Source organism: Neoroseomonas lacus, assembly GCF_014644535.1.
GTDB lineage: Bacteria > Pseudomonadota > Alphaproteobacteria > Acetobacterales > Acetobacteraceae > Neoroseomonas > Neoroseomonas lacus.
Genome location: NZ_BMKW01000001.1, coordinates 1 through 18,552, shown reverse-complemented (window position 1 = coordinate 18,552; position 18,552 = coordinate 1). Strand labels below are relative to the sequence as shown.

The window sequence follows — 18,552 nt, the reverse complement described above, 5'->3', positions numbered from 1 at the left end:
GCGAAAACGGCGGGGCCGGCGGCCGGAAATGGTTTTCGCCGGACCGCTGTCTGGTCGGTGACCAGCAAAAAGAAGGACCGGTCCCATGGCCGCCGAGAAGTCCCAGAACGTGCAGGACGTGTTCCTGAATCATGTTCGCAAATCCAAAACCCCCGTGACGATCTTCCTGGTGAACGGCGTCAAGCTGCAGGGGATCATCACTTGGTTCGACAATTTTTCGGTGCTGCTGCGCCGGGATGGTCATACCCAGCTCGTCTACAAGCACGCGATCAGCACCGTGATGCCAGGTGCGCCGATCATGTTGTTCGACGCGACGGCGCAGGCCGGGGCGCAGGCCGCGGCACCCGCCTCGGAGACGCGCATGACCCTGGCTCGTGAGGTGCCCCCTGCCGGCACCGAGTGACGAACCCGGCGGCCAGCCCACCCGCGCGGCCGTCATCCTGCCATTCGAGAAGCCGAACCGCGTCGCCATTGGCGACGCGGGCGGCCATCGCGCGGCGGAGGCGCGTCTGGCGGAGGCCGTCGGCCTCACCGCCTCGATTGGCGTCACCGTCGTCCATTCCGCCGTCCACCCGCTGCGCGAACGCCGCCCCGCCACGCTGATGGGCGAGGGCCAGGTCGAGATGGTCGGCCGGGCGCTGAAGGAACAGGAAGTCGGTCTCGTCGTCGTCGATGCCGCGCTGAGCCCGGTGCAGCAGCGCAACCTCGAACGCACCTGGGACTGCAAGGTCATCGACCGTACCGGCCTGATCCTGGAGATTTTCGGCGAGCGCGCGCGCACCAAGGAAGGCGCGCTGCAGGTCGAACTCGCCCATCTGGACTATCAGCGCACGCGGCTGGTGCGATCCTGGACCCACCTCGAACGGCAGCGCGGCGGCTTCGGCTTCCTCGGTGGGCCCGGCGAGTCGCAAATCGAGATCGATCGCCGATTGATCGGCGACCGCATGGTCCGGCTGCGCAAGGAGCTCGACCAGGTACGACGCACCCGCGGCCTGCATCGCCGCGCGCGCGAACGCGTGCCGTATCCGGTGGTCGCGCTGGTCGGCTACACGAATGCCGGCAAATCCACCTTGTTCAACGAACTGACCGGCGCCGGCGTCTATGCGCAGGACCAGCTGTTCGCAACGCTCGACCCCACCATGCGAGCGGTTCGGCTGCCATCCGGGCGCACCGCGATCCTGTCGGATACGGTGGGGTTCATCTCCGACCTGCCGACCCAGCTGGTGGAAGCCTTCCGCGCGACGCTCGAAGAGGTGGCCGCGGCCGACATCATCCTGCATGTGCGCGACATCGCGCATCCGGACAGCGCCGCGCAACGCGCCGATGTGCTTGGCGTGATGGAGGAGATGTCCGAGGGCCCGCATGCCAGCCTCGAACCAGGCTGGCAGGACCGCATCATCGAGGTGTTGAACAAGGCCGACCTGTTGGGCGGGGTCGAGGCCGTGGCGCGGCGCGCACCCGGGGCCATCCCGGTCTCCGCCCTGACGGGGGAGGGGCTGGAGGAACTGCGCAGCGCCATCGATGCGCGACTGTCCGCCGGCATGGAGACGATCGAATTGACGGTTCCCGGCAGTGACGGGGCGGCGCTCGCCTGGCTGTACCAGCATGGCGAGGTGCTCGCCCGCGATGACGGTGATGAGGGCGTGCGTCTGACGGTGCGCCTCTCACCGGCCGACCGTGCGCGTTTTGAAGGCCGTGAGACATGATCAGCGCGAGCCGCGCCGTTGACGTTGCGACCCTGTTGCGGCAGGCGGCGCGCGCCGAGATCCTGCCGCGCTTCCGCCGCTTGGCGCTGGGGGCGGTGCGGACCAAATCCGGCCCGCTCGACCTCGTCACCGATGCCGACGAGGGCGCCGAGCGCCTGATCGAAGCAGGCCTGCGGCGCCTGTTTCCCGGTTGTGTGGTGGTGGGGGAGGAGGCGGCGGAGGCCGATCCGTCGGTGATGGACCGGCTGGCCGATGCCGACCTCGCCTTCGTGGTCGATCCGGTGGATGGCACGGCCAATTTCGCCGCCGGCCTGCCGTTGTTCGCCTGCATGGCGGCGGCGGTGGTGAAGGGCGAGGTGGTCGGCGGCTGGATACATGATCCGCTCGGCGACGACACCGCCATCGCGCTGCGCGGGGAAGGGGCCTGGATCGCCGACCCGGAAGGCCGTGCCGTGGCGGATCTGCGCGTCGCCGCGCCGGTGCCGATCGAGCAGATGGTCGGCGCGATCTCCTGGGCCTATCTGCCGCAGCCGCTGAAGGGCCAGGTCGCCGCGCGCCTGCCGCGCTTCGCCGGGGTGGTCGCCTATCGCTGCGCCGCGCATGAATATCGCTGGGCGGCGGGAGGGCATGGCCACGCGCTGTTCTACAACCGGTTGATGCCGTGGGATCACCTGCCGGGCTGGCTGCTGCATCGCGAGGCGGGCGGGTATTCGGCGCGCTTCGATGGCAGCGAGTACCGGCCCGTCCATCGTGACGGCGGGTTGATCTGCGCGCCGAACCGCGACAGCTGGGAGGCGGTCCGTCACGCGCTGCTCGACCCGTGAGCGAGGATGATGACGAAGGGGAGGATGGCCCGCCCGGCCTGCCCCCCGGCACGCCCTTCTACATGACCCCCGCCGGCGCCGCCGCGCTGCGCGAGGAGATACGTACCCTTTGGGAGGATGAGCGGCCCAAGGTGGTCGAGGTCGTCTCCTGGGCGGCCGCTCTCGGCGACCGGTCGGAGAATGCGGACTACCAGTACGGCAAGCGGCGTCTGCGCCAGATCGACGGCCGGGTGCGCTTCCTGCGCAAGCGGCTCGACCGCGTGCAGGTGGTGGATCCGGCGGCGCAGGCCAGGCGCGACCGGGTGTTCTTCGGGGCGACCGTGACCTATGCCCGGATGTCGGACGACGCCGAGGTGACCATCCGCATCGTCGGCGTGGACGAGGCCGATGCCGACCGCGGCGATGTGTCGTGGGTGGCGCCCGTCGCGCGTGCATTGTTGGGCGCGCAGTTGGGCGACCTTCGGACCGTCCGTACACCGGGAGGCGTCGAGCAGGTGGAGATCATTGGCATCTCCTATCCCGATGCTCAGGGACCGGCCGGCGATCCCTGATCGGCGCGTAGGCGTCTCTCATGCGTCCAGTAGGATGCGGTCCAGGCGGCTCAGCTTTCCTTCCCAGTCATGCCCGGCGATGACTGCCGCCCGGCCTGCCGGGCCGAGGCCCGGCGCTTCGCCTGCCAGCACCTTTGCCACCGCCGCCGCCATCGCTTCCGCCCCGTCGGCGACCAGCAGATCCTGGCCCGCCAGTGCGTGCACGCCCTCATGCGCTTCGGGCGAAGCGACCACCGGACGGCCCATCGCCAACGCCTCCAGCACCTTGTTCTGGATGCCGCGGGCAATGCGAAGCGGCGCGACCGCGACCGCGGCGTGGGCGAGGAAGGGCCGGACATCCGGCACGGTACCAACGACGCGGACGCCCGGAAGGTCCGCCAGCGCGCGAACCGCAGGGGCCGGATTGGCACCGACGATGTGGAAATGCGGCGCCGGCGTGAGCGAAGCGAGAAGCGGCATGACCTCCCGCGCGAAGAAGGTCACGGCTTCAACATTCGGGCGGTAGTCCATGGTGCCGGTGAATACGATGGCCGGGTTTCCCGCCTCGAAGGGATCCGGCCAGGACAAGGCGGGATCGAAGCGCGTGAGGTCGACGCCATTCTCGACCCAGTCGATGCGGTCGGCGACCTCGGGAGCCAGCTTGGCGAAGGTTGCCGCCTCCTGGGGGGAGACGAACAGCGTGCGGTCGAAGGCTGCGGCGGCGCGGCGTTCGAAGGCGAGCAGCGTGCGGGCCTCCCGGGCCCAGAGCAGGCCCTTCGGCCCCTTAGTGGCGCCATAAGCGCGCCACTTCTCCGAATCGACATCCACCATGTCGAGCACGCGGAACGGTCCCCCGGCGCGGGCGGGCAGATAGGCCGCCATGGCGGAGGAATAGGCGAGCACGGCGTCGTATCGTTGCTCCGCGAGGCCTCGTCGTACCCAACGCGCCAGGCCGGGTTCGTGGAACCACGACAGGCTCAGCGGCCGGCCCGGCCGCAGGCCCAGCAGCGTTCGCGCCATACGGCCGCTTCGCGTGACCCGTGCTGCGTGAACACGCTCGCAGACCCTCTCCAGCACGGGCAGATGCGCGATATCCGCCGGATCGTCGACCAGGCAACCAAGGTCCACGCGCCAATGGCGCGAAAGGTGTTCAAGCATATGCCATGACCGGATCTTCTCCCCCTTGTCGGGCGGATAGGGGATCCGGTGGGCGAGGAACAACAACCGCTTGGCCGGCACAGGCTCAGCCAAGACCGCGCACCAGATACGGGCCGATCGCGTTCGCAACCGGCAACGGCAGGCGCTTCCAGCCGGCGATGAAGTAGCGGTATTTCGGGTTGTTGGGGTTATTGTCCGGCACTGCCGCACCGGGCGCGAGGCGGTAGCAGTAATGAAGCTGCTCCGGCTCGAAGCCCCAATTCTTCTTGAAAGAGAAGGCGCCGGTGCCGGATTTGCTACGGCCGAAATCGAAGCTGGTCGCGCCGCGATCCTGCCCCGCCCGGCGCATCACCTCCCAATACATCACATCGGCGGCCGCGAGGCCGCGCGCCTGCCGTGTACCGCCACCGTAATAGGGCAGGACCTCCTGCTTGAAATGGAACGACAGAACCGACGAGACCGGTCGGCCTTCGTGCATCACAGTCGTGACGTCGGATTCCTCGGGGAAGGCATCAAGCAGAGAGCGGAAATACCGCTTCGGGAAAACCGGGCTGCCAAGATTGCGCACGCTTTCCGCATAGACGGCGAACAGCGCGTCGACATCCCGGTCGGTTCGGGTGACAAGGCCGTGCTTCGCCGCCTTGCGCACCTCCGCGCGCTGCTTGCGCGGGATGTTGGCGGCCATGTCCTTGCCCTCATCCCCCGTGATCGCGACGATCGGCTTGCGAAAGGTGTAGTAGAGGGCCGGCCGCTCGACCCAGCCTGGATCGGCCACGCCGAGCCTGCGGTATTCGAGGCAGGGCACGCGCAGCTTCGCCTGCAGGTTGATGGCGTGCGCTTCGAGTGCCTCGGCCGCTTCGACCGAGGCGGCGATCGCGCCGCCATAGACGCAGTATGGCGTGGAAGCGAGCAGATCCCCGAACAGCATGGTCTTCATGCGCACGAGCGGCAACACGCCGACCACGGCGCCATCCTGCTCCGCGAAGGCGTAGTGGGTGGCGTGGCCGAAGCTCTCCGCAATCACCCGCGCCCAGGCCGACAGATGGAAGAAGCTGCCCTCGGGGACGCGGCGCACGAAGGCGTCCCAGGCTGGTGCAGTTGCGGCGTCCAGCGGGCGGATCCGAACCGTCACGATCAGGCCGCCGCGGGCAGGGGGGCTGCAATGACAGCGCCGAATACCTCATCCATGCGGCCCCAGCGGAATTCCGCGAGCAGGCGGACCAGCCGCGCTTCCATCCCGCGCAGCCCGGTGTAGTGGCGGAAGCGTGACAGCCGCCCGGCGCCTTCAGCGCGTGGCTGGTCGGGGTCAATTTCCCAGGGGTGAAAATAGAATACGCCGGGTTGACCTTCGGTACCGTTGACGCGGCCGAGACCGGCTCGCGTCAAACCATAGGGTAGAAGCCGAAACCAGCCACCCCCGGCGCAGGGAAGGCTACGGCCGAAGGCGCGGACGGTCGTCATCGGTATCTCCGTGACGCCATCAGGATGCGGCAGATAGGGCCGCCGCGGCGCGGATGGGTCGCCATACAGATCGTGGCGCACCGGAAAGACCGAGGATGAGTAGAGGTAGCCTTCCTCGGCGAGGATGGGATGCGCCCATGGCGTGTGCCGGGCGCTGATCGAGAAGGTGGGAGCGCGGTAGCCGACGACGCGCACGCCGCCGGCCTGCTCGAGGATCGCACGCGCGCGTCGGATGTCGGCGCGGAACGCAGCCTCGCCAATGACATGAACCTGCTGGTGCCCATGGCCATGGCTGGCCAGCTCATGACCTTCCTTGACGATGCGCCGGATCAGGGCGGGGTGCCGTTCAGCGACCCAGCCAAGGGTGAAGAACGTGCCCCGCATCTGGGCCGCGGCGAAGAGGTCAAGCACACGGTGGGTGTTGGCCTCCACGCGGCGTTCGCAACTCTCCCAATTCTCGCGGGGAATGACGCTGGCGAAGGCCTGGACCTGGAACCAGTCCTCGACGTCGACCGACATGGCGTTGCGGATGGGTGTGCCGGTCATGAGCGCCTTCGAGCCTCCGTCACCTGTTCCACGAGATCCTGCAGACGGCGCAACATGCGCTCCCGCCGCTCGACTGCCTGTTCCAGCGCGCCGACCCGTTCGGTCAGGCCGCGAAGAGCGGTGATTGTATTATCTTCGGGTGGCGATCGCTCTTCCGTGGCGCAGATCACGCCGAGATCCTGTTCGAGCTCCTCGGCGGTCGCTTCGACCAGTTCCGTGCCCAGCACCGCGGCATGTTCGAGCGAACCGCCGAGCAATATGCGGGCGCAGAGCCGGTTGATTCGGCGCGGAATGCCGGCGCTGAACTGATGCACGAGATTGAGCGCCTCAACATCCCATGCCGGATGGCCGGTCCAGCCCACCGAGGTCATGCGGTGGCGGACGTACAGATGCGTCTCCTCCCGCGTCAGGCCGGCGAGATGGTAGGCGGCGAGGATGCGCTGTCGCAGCTGGTCGAGATCGGGTCGCGCCAGGGTGTGCCTGAGTTGCGGCTGGCCCATCAGCACGACCTGCACCAGCGCCTGTTCGCCCTGCGTGACGTTGGAGAGCATACGCAACTCCTCGAGCGCGGCGACCGGCAGCGCCTGCGCCTCATCCACGATCAGCACATGGCGCAGACCCTTCTCGACGATGCCGTGCCGCAGGGCGGCGACGACCGCTTGCAGCACCTCGGCCTTGCTGCCCTCCGGCGATGCGCCGAATGACATGGCCACTAGGCGGAGCAAGTCATCGGCGTTGACCTGTGTCGTCATCACGCGGGCGACGGCATGCCCTTTCGGGGCGATCTCGGCGCAGAGCCGTTCGATCAGGGTCGTTTTGCCGGCACCGACCTCCCCGGTGACGACGACAAAGCCTTCGCGCTGCGACAACCCGTAGAGCAGGTGGGCATAAGCGCGGCTGTGGACAGTGCTCGGGAAGAACAGACGCGGGTCGGGCGTCATCTGGAATGGAGGCTCGCGGAAGCCGTAGATATCGATGTCCATGGCGGCGCCTAGAAGGTCCTGCGGAGGGCGGCGCGCAGGACGGTCTGAGTATAGCCCACTGGCCCTTCCGCGGTGTTGCGGGTCCAGCCGAGCTGCGCGCTGGCCGTGAGGTTGTCGGTCAGCCGGTGCAGCAGGGTCAGGCTTACGGCATAGATATCCTGGTTCGTCGAGGAGATCTGGTCCTGCGACAGCCGGCCATATTGCAGCGTCGTGATGCCGGTCGTGCGGGGGCTGAACTCATGTGCCCAGCCGAAGGTTCCATAGATACCGGATTGCGGTGAGGCCGGGTCGCCGAACGCCGAGGACACCGGCTCACTGTCCTGCCAGGTCGCCGACAAGGTGAAGCTGTCACGTGGCCAACGATACTGCAGTGTGGCCGTGCCAAGCCGCGTGCGGTACAGCGCGGACGACACTGCGAGAAACGGATTGACGAGGATCACAGGCGCGCCGCTTCGGCTGTCGACCGGGTTGCCGAGCGCGTCGAAGGTGATGGTCTCCAGCAGGTCCTGCGACTCGCTCAGGCCGGTGGAGAGTTTCTCGCTGTAGGTGGCGTAGACGTTTGTCCGCGCGCCGAGCGCGACGCCAGCATTGAGCATGACAGAATTGAAGCCGTCATGCCGTCCATAGCGGACGACGATGATCGAATCAGGACCAGGCGTCAGCCTTGTCCCGATCGACCAGGTTGCCCCTTCGATAGTCGCGGCGTTGGTGCCGCCGTATTCGATGTTCTCGTAGCCGATCTCAGCCAGCACCGCGACGCTTGGCAGGATCGCATAGCGGCCTTCCACGGAGGTGACGAAGCGGTGGGCCCCGTCATAGACGCCTCCGCCGATGAAACTTGTGCCGTCAATGCGGCCCTGCAGCGCGAGCCGGCCGAAATCCTCGCCGCTGCGCAGGATCGCGAAGCCGCGATTCGCCGTGTAGGACTGCGCCGACAGGTTTGTCCCTTGGTTACGTCCAGACGCCCAGTCCTGCTGGGAATACTGGTAGGAGTAGCCGAGCTGGGCGGTAGCCGCGGTGCCGAAGCGGTGGATCAGGAAGGGCGTGATCTGCGCGTTGAAGGTCTGGGTTGTGTTCAGCCCTTCGACCAACTGCGCGCTGCCGGGAATGACCCCGCCACTCTGCGGCTGGACGCTCGCCGAACCGCGGATGTCCACATAGAACAGGTCCGGGACGACGGCGACGAGCAACTGTCCGCCGCCGATCTGGTCCACGGCGTTCTGGCTCGAATAGGTCCCGTACAAGCGCAGCGCCGGCGTGTAGGTCAGCGAACCCAGCAGGCGCGACGTGCTCACAGCGGCGGCAATGCTCGGCGCGATGGTGGTGACGATGTCGCTGCGCGCGTCCTGGCGGGTTTGGAACAGGTTGTTGGTGCCAAGGACCTCGACGCCGATGGCGGGGCGGATCGCATAGGGCCGGTCAGTGAGGCTGAGCGGTACCTGTCCGAAATCAAACAGGCCGAGCCCGCTTCCCGAGCCGGCATAGGTGCCAATTCTGATGGGGTCGGCGGTCCGCCGCGTCAGCCCTGGATCGACGTCAGCGAGCGTGCCAAGCGCCGGGGAAACGAGCGTAGGCGTCGTGGCGCTCGGCGCGCTGCCTGTCTCTGGCGATGCAGCAGGCGCTGTAGCGGTCGCCGGCGCCGCGGGTGTCGAGACCGTTCCACCGCCGCCGGCCGATTGCCCAGTCGCCGGGGAGGCGAACAGCGCCGCGGCTGCGATCCCCATCGCCCACGCTGCGTCAGCCTTGCCCACGAGCCGCCGCGTATTCTGTGTGTTGGTCACGTCCCCCGAAACTGCTGCTGACCTTGAGCGTCAGGAGATTGAGCAGAAGCTGGAGGTTCGGGCAGGCATCGACGATATCGAGCGCGGCCTCCACCTCGGCGCGCTGCGTCCGCTCCGCACGCACCACCATCACGACCTGGCCCGCCACCGCGGCAAGCAGCCCGGCCGTGCTGGCCTCCAGACAGGCAGGGGTGTCCAGGACGAATACGTGCTGCGGCAAACGCGTGGCGAGGCGAAGCAGCCCGGCCGCGATCGCGTCGGCCTGCGCCGGCCCGGACCGCCCGCGCGGCAGGACGGAGAGGCCATGCACGGCCGTTGGCAACGTCAGCGCGGCCGGGTCTGCGCCTGCCATAGCCTGAAGCGCCTCAAGGCCTGGTGCTTCCTCCAGGTCCAACAGCGCGGTCAGCGAGCCGGCACCACCTTCGGTATCAATAAGGATGACCTGGCGGCCGGCGCCTTCCGCCATGCTGGCGGCGATATTCAGGGCGGCGAAGGATTTGCCCTCGCCGGCACGCGCACTCGTCACCAGCACGATCCGCCCGTCGCGACCGGGGGCCGGCGCGGTTGCCTCCACGGTGCGCAACACCTGCTCCCGAACCAGTGCGATCTCCTCGCGCGGCATGCGACGCGTCTGCGCCTGGCCAACAAGGCCAGCTCGCTCAAGCGTGTCGCGCCCGATCGGAGGCGCTTCCTCCCGAAGAGGCAGCGTGGCGAGTGGTACGCGGGTGGGTGCCGATGCGTCGAGCAGTTGCCCAGCGCCGTCTGAGTCATAAGGGTCGAGTGGTACCGTCGTGAATTGGGGCCGCTGCGCCTGCCGCGCGGCGGCGGCAGCCGTGCGCGCTGCATCGACGACGCGCTCGGCGAGATGCGGGCGGCGGGGCGACGTGATGTTCATGCGGCGAACCTCGCGACGATATTAAGCGGACCCACGGCGGCGACGACGAATGCGAATGGTAGCGGCAGCAGGCAAAGGAGAAGCAACATCAAATCACCGGTGCGCAGCCGTGGGGTCGCTGTCGTGAAGGCGCCGAGCACGGGTAGCCCGATCTGGTGCAGTTCCCGTAGCGCATAGAAGGACTTGTCCAGCTGGACGCGAATGAAGATCACCGCGCCGCCAGCGCCGAGCGCCAGCAACAGCACGCCCGCCGCAAGCATGAGGCGGTTTGGACCAGCCGGTTGCATCGGCATGGTTGGCGGGTCGACGACTTCAAGCGTGACGCGATCGGAGCCGGTTCGCGCTGCCTCGGCGATATTCACCGCCTCGCGCCGGGACAGCAATTCCTCATAGTTGCGGCGGATGACGTTGTAGTCGCGGTCAAGATTGGCGAATTGCGCCTGCACTTCAGGCGCGGTGCGCGCCATCTCCTCGAGCCTTGCGCTCTCCGCCTCGGTGTCGCGGATCTGGCGTTCCAGCGACGCGATCTGCGATTCGATCTCGACGAATCGGAATACCAACTGCTCCCGCGCAGGGTTGGCACGCGGGGCGGATGCCGGGGTGCGGCCACTCACGGAACGCGCGGCGGAAAGTGCCGCGCGCGCGGCCGCCACTTCCGGGTGCTGCTCGGTATAGCGTTGCCGCAGGACGAGGAGGCGCTGCTCGGCTTCGACAACAGCGGTGGTGTTGCCCGGGACCGGCACCCTCTCTGGTGACTCGCTGATCTGGTCGCGCAGCAGATCCCGGTGGCTGATCGCATCGGCAAGCTCGCCGCGCAGGACCTGCTTGCGCTGGCGGACAGCATCAAGGCGAGACGAGCTGCCATTGAGCGCGAGCAGGTCCTGGTATCGTGTCGTGAACTCGGCGCGGCGCTGCTCGGCTTCCCGCAACTGCTGTTCGTAGACCGTGAGCTGCTGGATGAGGAAGGCACGCGCGCCTTCTATCTGCCGGCGATCGGAGCCGCTGGCGAGCTCGAAAAACAGAGTCACCACCTGCGCTACAACGTCATGAGCGACCTGCCGATCCTTGTCATTGTATTCTACTGTGAAGAGATTCCGCCCCTGCGTCGCAAATCGAAGGTTGCTGGTGAGAGTCTTGATCAGAGCCTCGCGATCCTCCCCGGCGGCAACGCGATCGGCGAGTTTCGTCCGATCCACGATGCGCTCGAGGTTCGGCCTGCTAAGCAGTGTGCGCTGGAGGATTTCGACCTGGCCGGCGGGAGACGTGTCGATGGCGATGCCGCGCAGCAGCATGCCTAGTACGGCGTCCGCATCCGCATAGATGCGCGCGGTGGACAGATACCGGTCCGGCAGCATGCGCACCCCGGTCCAGCCGACCAGCGCGACCAGCCAGATGACGGCGACGGCCAACCAGCGATGCCGCCAGCCCGCCGCACCGTATCGACGGACGAGGTCGAGAACCAACATGGCTCAGAACCATCCCTGGGGAATGACGAGAGTGTCGCCGGGCCGCATGCGGACATCCTGGCTGATGTCACCGCCGCGAAGCAGGTCGTCGAGGCGGACAGGGACCTTGGTCACCGGACCGCCGGGGGCATCGCGGCGAATGATCTCGGCCCGGTTGCCCGCGGCATAGCGCGTGAGGCCGCGAGCCTCGATGATGACATCGAGCACGGTTATCCCTTCGCGATAGGGCATCGCGCGCGGCTGCGCCGCCTCTCCGATGACGCGGATCTGCTGCGACGGCGCGCCGACAAAGCCGCGCACCAGGATTGTGACATTCGGCTCAATCACATAGCGCCGCAACTGCCCCGCGACCTCGCTGGCGAGTTCGCTCGGCGTCCGCCCCGCCGCCACGACGTCCGGCACGAGAGGCAGCGAAATGCGGCCGTCGGGACGCACCGGCAGGGCCGAGGCGCTGAGTTCCGGCGCAAGGTAGACAAAGACGTCGAGCGTGTCGCCCGGTCCGATCACGTAGGCGGGAGCGCTGCTGCCGGTGGGGGGCGCGGCCTCGGGTAGCTGGGTCGGTGCCGCGGCGCAGGCGGTAACCGCCAGAATCAGCAACATCGCCATGCAGTGCAGGGTGCCACGCAGTTTCATTGGCCCAATTCTCCCGCAGTCCCGGTGCACATTGTCTCGTGGTGCAAGCGCGTCATTTAGGGGCAAAGTCGACCGCCATTTGTTTAATCTACCTGCAAGCAAGCGCATCGTGCAACGCAATATGTGACGAGAAATTATGTCCCGGTCGAATATTTTGCATCGACGATGCTCTTATAAATTGCATGCCACCGAAGGCCGGGAAGCCGTGACTGGTTGTGCTCGTAAAACGGGTAAACGCTAATGTTGATACAACAAAGGATATAATTGAAAAACACGAACCCGTGATAGCATATTTTCACCTTGATTACGGCGTCCAAATGGTGCCAATTTCGCGCTGAGACGAATGTATTAATTTTGTGACGGCAAAAATGTGACGCCAGAGCAAAATTTGAGACGAAGCATCCGTCTGGCCCGCATCGTCGGTGCGCCCGGATAGGAGTTCGTTTTTGTCGAGGAATGCAGAATGATCCGACGGCAGCATACACTTTCTAGCCATGCCCCCGCCGGGTTCCGCAGTGCAGGCGGATCCGCTTCGGGTATCACGATGTGCGTGGCGATCGCTGGTGCATTGAGCGTCCTTTATCTGTGCGCTCTCCAGGAAGCCTATTTCGTTGTCTGTGGGGCGATGCTGGTGGCAACGCAGATGCTTGCCTCCGGCCCTCTCGCATCCCCTATCCATGTTGCTGCAGCCGCCGGCCGGGCTCTGGGAGAGGGGCGGCCGATCCTGTGGGCAATGGAAGGGCAAACCCCCGCCTATCCCGGAACCGGCGGCATTTCCCCCGAAACCCTCGGATCGGAACCGCCCCCGAAGGATCGCCTGGTCCCTGAATATTTGCCGGAGGACTGGCTCAGCAGCACCCGGGCGGTCCGACAGGGCGCGTGGGAAAATGCGCTGCATCGCGGCCTGGATATTGTCGCAAGCTTGGCTTTGCTGGTGCTGGTGTTGCCGCTGCTGCTTCTCGTTGCGCTGGCAATCAAGTTGGATTCACGCGGGCCCATCTTCTACTGTCAGGAGAGGGTGGGGCGCGACAATCGCGTCTTTAGCATCCTGAAATTCCGCAGCATGACAGTCGATGCTGAGAAGCCAGGGACGGCGGTGTGGGCGAGCGTGCAGGACAGTCGGGTGACCTGGGTCGGGCGTCTCATCCGGCACTACCGCATCGACGAGATCCCGCAGACCATCAACATCCTGCGCGGTGACATGAGCTTCGTGGGGCCGCGGCCCGAGCGCCCCAACTTCGTGACGCAACTCACCGCTGCCATTCCACACTACGCGGACCGCGCCGCCGTTCGGCCTGGGCTGACCGGCTGGGCGCAGGTGCGATACCCGTACGGTGCATCAATCGAGGATGCGCGGAACAAGCTGGCGTTCGACCTGTGGTATATTCAAGAACGTAGCATCTGGCTGGACTTGCGGATCATGCTCGCGACCGTGCGGGTCGTACTGGGTCAGGTCGGCGCGCGATGACGGCCACGACGGCCGTGATCGAGGCACCGGCCCGCCTGCCACGGCCCGCGGCCGGAGGTGGCCGTCGCGCTTCCGATTTACCTATCCGACTGCTGACCTTCAGCACCCTGTTCCCCAACGCGGCGCAGCCGACGCACGGTGTCTTCGTTGAGAACCGGTTGCGGCACCTGCTGGCATCAGGGCGCGCCACAAGCACGGTGATCGCGCCCATCCCTTGGTTTCCGTCGCGCAATCGCCGCTTCGGGGCGTGGGCAAACTACGCCGCTGTGCCGTCGGAAGAAGTTCGGCACGGGATCCGCGTGCTGCATCCACGCTTCGCGGCACCGCCGAAGATTGGCATGTATACAGGTCCCTGGACGTTGCTGAGGGCTGCGCGCGACGCGTTCAAGCGACTGCACGACGAAGGGGCGCGCTTCGATGCGATCGATGCGCATTACCTCTATCCGGATGGCGTCGCCGCGGTCTGGCTGGGGCGCGAGGTCGGTCTGCCCGTCGTCATCACCGCTCGCGGATCGGACACGAGCCTGCTGCCGCGCTTCGTCCTGCCGCGCCGATTGATCAAAGGGGCATTGGACGGCGCGGAGGCGGTGATCGCGGTCAGTGCCGGCCTGGCTGAGGGATTGCCGCCACTTGGTGCGACGCCCGGCAAGGTGACGGTATTGCGCAATGGCGTCGATCTTGCCGCCTTCCGGATGCCGAAGGACCGGGCGGGCCTGCGCGCGAAATTCGGTCTGACGGGCCCGGCGCTGCTGTCGGTCGGTCACCTGATCGAACGGAAAGGACATCATCATGTCATCGCCGCGCTTCGGCATCTGCCCGGTATCCAGTTGCTGATTGCCGGCGAGGGGCCGGAGCGTGGCGCGCTCATGGCCCTCGCGGCGCGGCTCGGTGTCACGGACAGGGTCAGGTTGCTTGGTTCCCTTCCGCACCATGCGTTGGCGGAGCTCTATGGGGCGGCGGATGCCCTGGTGCTCGCCTCGACGCGCGAGGGCTGGGCGAATGTGATGCTCGAATCCCTGGCCTGCGGCACACCGGTTGTGGCGGGGCCGGCCTGGGGCAGCCGGGAAGCGATCTCCGCGCCGGAGGCCGGTATCGTGCTCGATGAGGTCACGCCGGAGGCCATCGCGGCGGCCGTGACGCGTCTGCTGGCTGAGCGGCCGCCCCGCATGGCGACCCGCGCCCATGCCGAGCGGTTCAGCTGGGACGAAACGACGCGGGGACAACTGGACCTCTTTGCCGGTGTCCTGGCGAACCGAGGCGGTTTGAGATGAGCGCACAGCCTCTTTGGCTCGTGACTGGCGGTTGTGGCTTCATCGGCTCGCATCTGTGCGCCGCCCTGATCGCAGCGGGCCAGCACGTGCGGGTGTTGGATGATCTTTCCACGGGTCGGCGGGAGAATCTTGCCCCGGGCGCGACGCTGATGGTCGGCGACGTCGGCGATCCTTCGCTGCTTGCCGCCGCCATGGAGGGGGTCTCGGGCTGCTTTCACCTCGCGGCCATCGCCTCGGTTGAACGCGCGACGCGGGAGTGGCGCGAGGCGCACAGGGTTAACCTCTCCGCCTTCGTCGCCGTGCTTGACGCAGCGTGCGCCGCGGGGCGCGTACCGGTCGTCTATGCCTCATCGGCCGCCGTGTATGGCAGCAATGCCGACCTACCATTGGGCGAGACCGCCGCGACGCGGCCGCTCTCGGCCTATGGTGCTGACAAGCTAGGCTGTGAACTTCATGCGCGCGTGGCTGGCGTTGTCCACGGCCTGCCGACCCTTGGGCTGCGCTTCTTCAATGTCTATGGCGCACGGCAGGATCCAGCCTCGCCGTATTCGGGCGTGATCTCGATCTTCGCCGACCGACTGTTGCGCGGGGAACCGATCGCCATCTTCGGCGATGGATTGCAGAGCAGGGACTTCGTGCCGGTATCGGACGTGGTTGCCGCCCTTCGTGCAGCGATGATGGCTGCTGACTTGGAAGGGCGGGCTTTCAATGTCTGCTCAGGACGGGCGACCACGGTCCTGGAACTGGCCCGAACCCTCGCCGATACCTGTGGGGGCAATACGGCGATAAGGCATCTGCCCGCCCGTGCCGGCGAGGTGCGCCATTCGCTTGGTGACCCGACGGCATCGCGTACTGCATTGGGACTGACGGCGCCCAGGGAACTCGCCGACGGGCTTCGCGACGTTATGTCGTGGATGCGGGCAGGGCGCCCGCTGCTTGCGCCGGCGCTAACCGATCGCGACTGAGAAAATGGCCACTACCACACCCCAGAGTGCGAGCGACACGCCAAGGATGGTCAGAGCCGCACGCGGCCACGCGACTCGCGACCCGAACGCGCTTTCGGATCCATGCATGACCACGTCGTGGGTCTCGCCGATCTTTTTTGCAACGTTCACGCAACGCTCCCTTCGGGAATTACGGTTCGGCATTGCACGGATGAAGTGCCGTTTGCCTTCCGCATATCTACCGGCGCGTTGGTGTCAAGAGCAAGCAGTTTCGGCAAGTGTAGGTTGTCCCGCGCTCGCCGTTCACGACTTAAACGGAAAAATAACGATTTCCTGCACGGAGGCGGATGCATGTGCGGCGTAGCAGGGCTCTTTCATCCCATTAATCCGGCCGTGCCCGCGGCGTCAGCCCTGCGCGCCATGACGGACGCGCAGCGGCATCGCGGCCCAGATGGGGAGGGCTTTCATGCCGAGCCACACGTTGGATTCGGCCATCGAAGGCTCGCCATCGTTGATCTCGCGGGCGGCGCACAGCCTATGGCCACCGATGACGGCGCAATCGTCGTGACGTTCAATGGCGAGATCTACAACCATGAGTCGCTGCGGCGGGAACTCGTTGCCCTGGGCCATGTCTTCCGCACCCGGTCGGACACCGAGGTGCTGCTGCATGGTTGGCGCGCCTGGGGGCCCGACTTGCCGGCCAGGCTCGTGGGCATGTTTGCGTTCGCGCTATGGGACCGTTGTGGGAGGCGGTTGTTTCTCGCGCGGGATCCGCTGGGCGAGAAGCCGCTGCACTACGCCTGGATGCCGGATGGCAGCCTTGCTTTCGCCTCCGAGATCGGTGGCCTGACCGCATTGCCGGCATTGCCGCGTGGACTCGATCCGGTTGCCCTGGATGACTTCCTGGCGCTTGGCTATGTGCCCGAACCGGCAACAATCCACGCCGCGATCCGGCGGCTGCCGCCGGCGCACATGATGCTCCTCAAGGTGGGAGAACCCGCCGGGGCGGCGGTGCCTTTGCGCTTCTGGTCGCCGCCGCGGGAGGTGGGGCAGGGCGGAGCGGACGCCATGGAGACGTTGCGCGATCGCCTCGACGCTGCCGTACAGGCGCGCATGATGGCCGATGTACCGCTCGGGGCCTTCCTCTCGGGCGGTATCGATTCCGGTGTGGTGACGGGGCTCGCGGCCCGCGCGGCCGGGCAGCCTCTCGCAACCTTCACCATGGGTTTCGCAGGGGCGGCGGACGAACGCGCGGATGCCGCGCTGGTGGCAGCACTATACCACACGCGGCACGTCGCCGAGAATGGTGCGGCGGTGGATTATCTCGCCATGGCGCGCGAGATACCACGCATCTTCGGCGAGCCTTTCGGCGACCATTCCGCAGTGCCTACCCTGGCCGTTTCAACCCTGGCGCGCCGCCATGTGACCGTTGCGCTGTCCGGCGATGGCGGCGACGAGGTTTTCGCCGGCTATCGCCGATACCGCTTCCATGCGCTGGCCGAGGCGACACGGCGCCTGCTGCCGGCCGGGCTGCGGCGTGGCGCCTTCGGCGCGCTGGCGCGCGCTTACCCGAAGCTCGACCGCGCGCCGCGCTGGCTGCGAGCCAAGACGACGCTTACCGAGATCAGCCTCGACAGCGCGATGGGCTATTACGGCACGGTCTGCAAGCTCGCGGCGGACCGGCGGCGCGGATTGCTGGCTCCGACGCTCCGCGCTCGGCTATCCGGCTACGATCCATCCTCGCGCTTCGCCACGCTGATGGCCGAGTGCGATCCGGAGGAACCACTGCTCCAGGCGCAATACGCCGATCTTCATACCTATTTGCCGGGCGACATCCTCGCCAAGGTGGATCGCACCAGCATGGCGGTTTCCCTCGAGGTCCGGCCGCCATTGCTCGATCCTGATCTCGTATGTTGGGGACTGGCACTGCCCGCCCGGATGAAATTGCGCGGCGGCGTCGGCAAGCGCGTCTTGCGAGAGGTGGCGCAGACGCTATTGCCGGATGAGTTAATGCAGCGCGCCAAGCGCGGTTTCGCGGATGACCTCAGCGGCCGGTTCAGAGCCGATGGTCAGCGCATCCGACAGCGCCTCACCGGCGAAGCGATGGCCGACAGTGGGTTGTTCGATCTTCGCGCCATCACGGCGCTGGTTGATCAGCACGAAGCTGGAATCTTCAACCATACGCAGGCGCTGTGGCACCTGCTCGTCGTCGAGGGCTTCCTCGCCGGCGCAGCGACGTTGCCTCAAGAAACTACCCCCACGGTTGCGCAACGCATTGCCTGACGGGACATTGATTTGCGCGAGTTCATCGCGCCGAGGGCGTCGCACGACGGTGCCGGGACGGCAACCAATCGAATAGGGCGCGAATGAGCCGGTGAGCTGGCCCCCAACCTTTGGACAGTTTTCCGGCCTGGCTAAGCTCGGTCCTGGTTGTTGTCAGGCCGCCAATCGCATCACGTCGTCCACCCCATACGCCTCGTCGGGATTCGCCCGCCGATCCCGCTATGGGGTCACCCTGCATGGTAGTAGCCGATCCACTTTACCAGCCCGGTCCGCAGTTCCGAGCCGCTCTCGAAGGCGTGCAGGTAGACGCATTCGTGCTTCGGGCTGCGCCACAGCCGCTCGATGAACACATTGTCCATCCACCGCCCGCGGCCATCCATCGAGATGCGCACGCCAGCCGCCTGCAGCACGCCGGTGAACCGCGGAGAGGTGAACTGGCTGCCCTGATCCGTATTGAAGATCTCCGGCCGAGCGAACCGCGCCAATGCCTCCTCCAGCACCTCGAGGCAGAATTCCACATCTGGCCTGCTGCCGGTTTGGTGGACACGGAGATAAGGTTTTCCAACCCTATCGAACGTCCCCATGCAGCGACGGGTATTCAGT

Annotated in this window: 16 protein-coding genes and 1 pseudogene; 8 read left to right on the top strand and 9 right to left on the bottom strand. The window is 66.6% G+C overall.

What is annotated here, in order from left to right; translation table 11 throughout:
• The first annotated feature begins 85 nt into the window (after positions 1-85).
• Genes hfq through greB form a run of 4 tightly spaced genes read left to right on the top strand, consistent with a single transcriptional unit; the run spans position 86 to position 3,081 of the window.
• Complete coding sequence (gene hfq, locus IEY36_RS00085) at positions 86-403, top strand: RNA chaperone Hfq (RefSeq protein WP_188964886.1); 318 nt, start codon at positions 86-88, stop codon at positions 401-403.
• Positions 375-1,706: a GTPase HflX gene (gene hflX / locus IEY36_RS00080; protein ID WP_229680966.1), complete on the top strand. Its 1,332-nt coding sequence runs from the start codon at positions 375-377 to the stop codon at positions 1,704-1,706. The genes hfq and hflX overlap by 29 nt, the downstream gene beginning before the upstream one ends.
• The gene (locus IEY36_RS00075; RefSeq protein ID WP_188964885.1) at positions 1,703-2,530 is read left to right on the top strand and encodes an inositol monophosphatase family protein; all 828 of its coding nucleotides are present in this window, start codon (positions 1,703-1,705) and stop codon (positions 2,528-2,530) included. The genes hflX and IEY36_RS00075 overlap by 4 nt, the downstream gene beginning before the upstream one ends.
• The gene (greB, locus tag IEY36_RS00070; RefSeq protein WP_188964884.1) at positions 2,527-3,081 is read left to right on the top strand and encodes a transcription elongation factor GreB; all 555 of its coding nucleotides are present in this window, start codon (positions 2,527-2,529) and stop codon (positions 3,079-3,081) included. The genes IEY36_RS00075 and greB overlap by 4 nt, the downstream gene beginning before the upstream one ends.
• A gap of 18 nt (positions 3,082-3,099) precedes the next feature.
• On the opposite strand, the gene IEY36_RS00065 is transcribed toward greB, so the two are convergent.
• The 8 genes from IEY36_RS00065 to IEY36_RS00030 are packed head-to-tail and all read right to left on the bottom strand — an operon-like array spanning position 3,100 to position 11,983.
• Positions 3,100-4,311 carry a TIGR03087 family PEP-CTERM/XrtA system glycosyltransferase gene (locus tag IEY36_RS00065; protein WP_229680964.1) on the bottom strand — a complete coding sequence of 404 codons (1,212 nt, stop codon included), beginning with the start codon at positions 4,309-4,311 and terminating at the stop codon, positions 3,100-3,102.
• Positions 4,304-5,350, bottom strand: coding sequence for a FemAB family XrtA/PEP-CTERM system-associated protein (locus tag IEY36_RS00060; protein ID WP_188964883.1), 1,047 nt, complete (start codon positions 5,348-5,350; stop codon positions 4,304-4,306). The genes IEY36_RS00065 and IEY36_RS00060 overlap by 8 nt, the downstream gene beginning before the upstream one ends.
• Positions 5,351-5,352: 2 nt before the next feature.
• Positions 5,353-6,225, bottom strand: a complete 873-nt coding sequence (locus IEY36_RS00055) for an XrtA system polysaccharide deacetylase (protein ID WP_188964882.1) — start codon at positions 6,223-6,225, stop codon at positions 5,353-5,355.
• Positions 6,222-7,208 carry an ExeA family protein gene (locus IEY36_RS00050; protein WP_188964881.1) on the bottom strand — a complete coding sequence of 329 codons (987 nt, stop codon included), beginning with the start codon at positions 7,206-7,208 and terminating at the stop codon, positions 6,222-6,224. Before IEY36_RS00050 ends, IEY36_RS00055 begins: the two co-directional genes overlap by 4 nt.
• Before the next feature lie 8 nt (positions 7,209-7,216).
• Positions 7,217-8,989 carry a TIGR03016 family PEP-CTERM system-associated outer membrane protein gene (locus IEY36_RS00045; RefSeq protein WP_188964880.1) on the bottom strand — a complete coding sequence of 591 codons (1,773 nt, stop codon included), beginning with the start codon at positions 8,987-8,989 and terminating at the stop codon, positions 7,217-7,219.
• Complete coding sequence (locus IEY36_RS00040) at positions 8,946-9,884, bottom strand: P-loop NTPase family protein (protein WP_188964879.1); 939 nt, start codon at positions 9,882-9,884, stop codon at positions 8,946-8,948. Before IEY36_RS00040 ends, IEY36_RS00045 begins: the two co-directional genes overlap by 44 nt.
• Positions 9,881-11,350, bottom strand: a complete 1,470-nt coding sequence (locus IEY36_RS00035; RefSeq protein WP_188964878.1) for an XrtA system polysaccharide chain length determinant — start codon at positions 11,348-11,350, stop codon at positions 9,881-9,883. The genes IEY36_RS00040 and IEY36_RS00035 overlap by 4 nt, the downstream gene beginning before the upstream one ends.
• A gap of 3 nt (positions 11,351-11,353) precedes the next feature.
• Positions 11,354-11,983, bottom strand: a complete 630-nt coding sequence (locus IEY36_RS00030) for an XrtA/PEP-CTERM system exopolysaccharide export protein (protein WP_229680962.1) — start codon at positions 11,981-11,983, stop codon at positions 11,354-11,356.
• 463 nt (positions 11,984-12,446) lie between these two features.
• On the opposite strand from IEY36_RS00030, the gene IEY36_RS31230 reads away from it, so the two are divergent.
• The 4 genes from IEY36_RS31230 to asnB all read left to right on the top strand — a co-directional run bounded on the left by IEY36_RS31230 (position 12,447) and on the right by asnB (position 17,949).
• Positions 12,447-13,451 carry a sugar transferase gene (locus IEY36_RS31230; protein ID WP_188964877.1) on the top strand — a complete coding sequence of 335 codons (1,005 nt, stop codon included), beginning with the start codon at positions 12,447-12,449 and terminating at the stop codon, positions 13,449-13,451.
• Positions 13,448-14,722, top strand: coding sequence for a glycosyltransferase (locus IEY36_RS00020; protein WP_188964876.1), 1,275 nt, complete (start codon positions 13,448-13,450; stop codon positions 14,720-14,722). Before IEY36_RS31230 ends, IEY36_RS00020 begins: the two co-directional genes overlap by 4 nt.
• Positions 14,719-15,687 (top strand): NAD-dependent epimerase/dehydratase family protein, encoded by a 969-nt coding sequence (locus IEY36_RS00015; RefSeq protein WP_188964875.1) that lies wholly within the window; start codon positions 14,719-14,721, stop codon positions 15,685-15,687. The genes IEY36_RS00020 and IEY36_RS00015 overlap by 4 nt, the downstream gene beginning before the upstream one ends.
• Positions 15,688-15,789: 102 nt before the next feature.
• Positions 15,790-17,949 carry an asparagine synthase (glutamine-hydrolyzing) gene (gene asnB / locus IEY36_RS00010; RefSeq protein WP_229680959.1) on the top strand — a complete coding sequence of 720 codons (2,160 nt, stop codon included), beginning with the start codon at positions 15,790-15,792 and terminating at the stop codon, positions 17,947-17,949.
• 153 nt (positions 17,950-18,102) lie between these two features.
• Here asnB and IEY36_RS00005 read toward each other — a convergent pair.
• Positions 18,103-18,470 (bottom strand): annotated as a pseudogene (locus IEY36_RS00005) (transposase); the annotation flags it as partial.
• Positions 18,471-18,552 lie beyond the last annotated feature (82 nt).

Coding starts and splice junctions, on each gene's coding strand:
- IEY36_RS00055 (WP_188964882.1), bottom strand. CDS start 6,225: ATGACCGGCACACCCATCCGCAACGCCATGTCGGTCGACGTCGAGGAC.
- IEY36_RS00020 (WP_188964876.1), top strand. CDS start 13,448: ATGACGGCCACGACGGCCGTGATCGAGGCACCGGCCCGCCTGCCACGG.
- IEY36_RS00015 (WP_188964875.1), top strand. CDS start 14,719: ATGAGCGCACAGCCTCTTTGGCTCGTGACTGGCGGTTGTGGCTTCATC.
- asnB (WP_229680959.1), top strand. CDS start 15,790: ATGCATGACCACGTCGTGGGTCTCGCCGATCTTTTTTGCAACGTTCAC.
- IEY36_RS31230 (WP_188964877.1), top strand. CDS start 12,447: ATGATCCGACGGCAGCATACACTTTCTAGCCATGCCCCCGCCGGGTTC.
- hfq (WP_188964886.1), top strand. CDS start 86: ATGGCCGCCGAGAAGTCCCAGAACGTGCAGGACGTGTTCCTGAATCAT.
- IEY36_RS00050 (WP_188964881.1), bottom strand. CDS start 7,208: ATGGACATCGATATCTACGGCTTCCGCGAGCCTCCATTCCAGATGACG.
- IEY36_RS00035 (WP_188964878.1), bottom strand. CDS start 11,350: ATGTTGGTTCTCGACCTCGTCCGTCGATACGGTGCGGCGGGCTGGCGG.
- IEY36_RS00040 (WP_188964879.1), bottom strand. CDS start 9,884: ATGAACATCACGTCGCCCCGCCGCCCGCATCTCGCCGAGCGCGTCGTC.
- IEY36_RS00075 (WP_188964885.1), top strand. CDS start 1,703: ATGATCAGCGCGAGCCGCGCCGTTGACGTTGCGACCCTGTTGCGGCAG.
- IEY36_RS00030 (WP_229680962.1), bottom strand. CDS start 11,983: ATGAAACTGCGTGGCACCCTGCACTGCATGGCGATGTTGCTGATTCTG.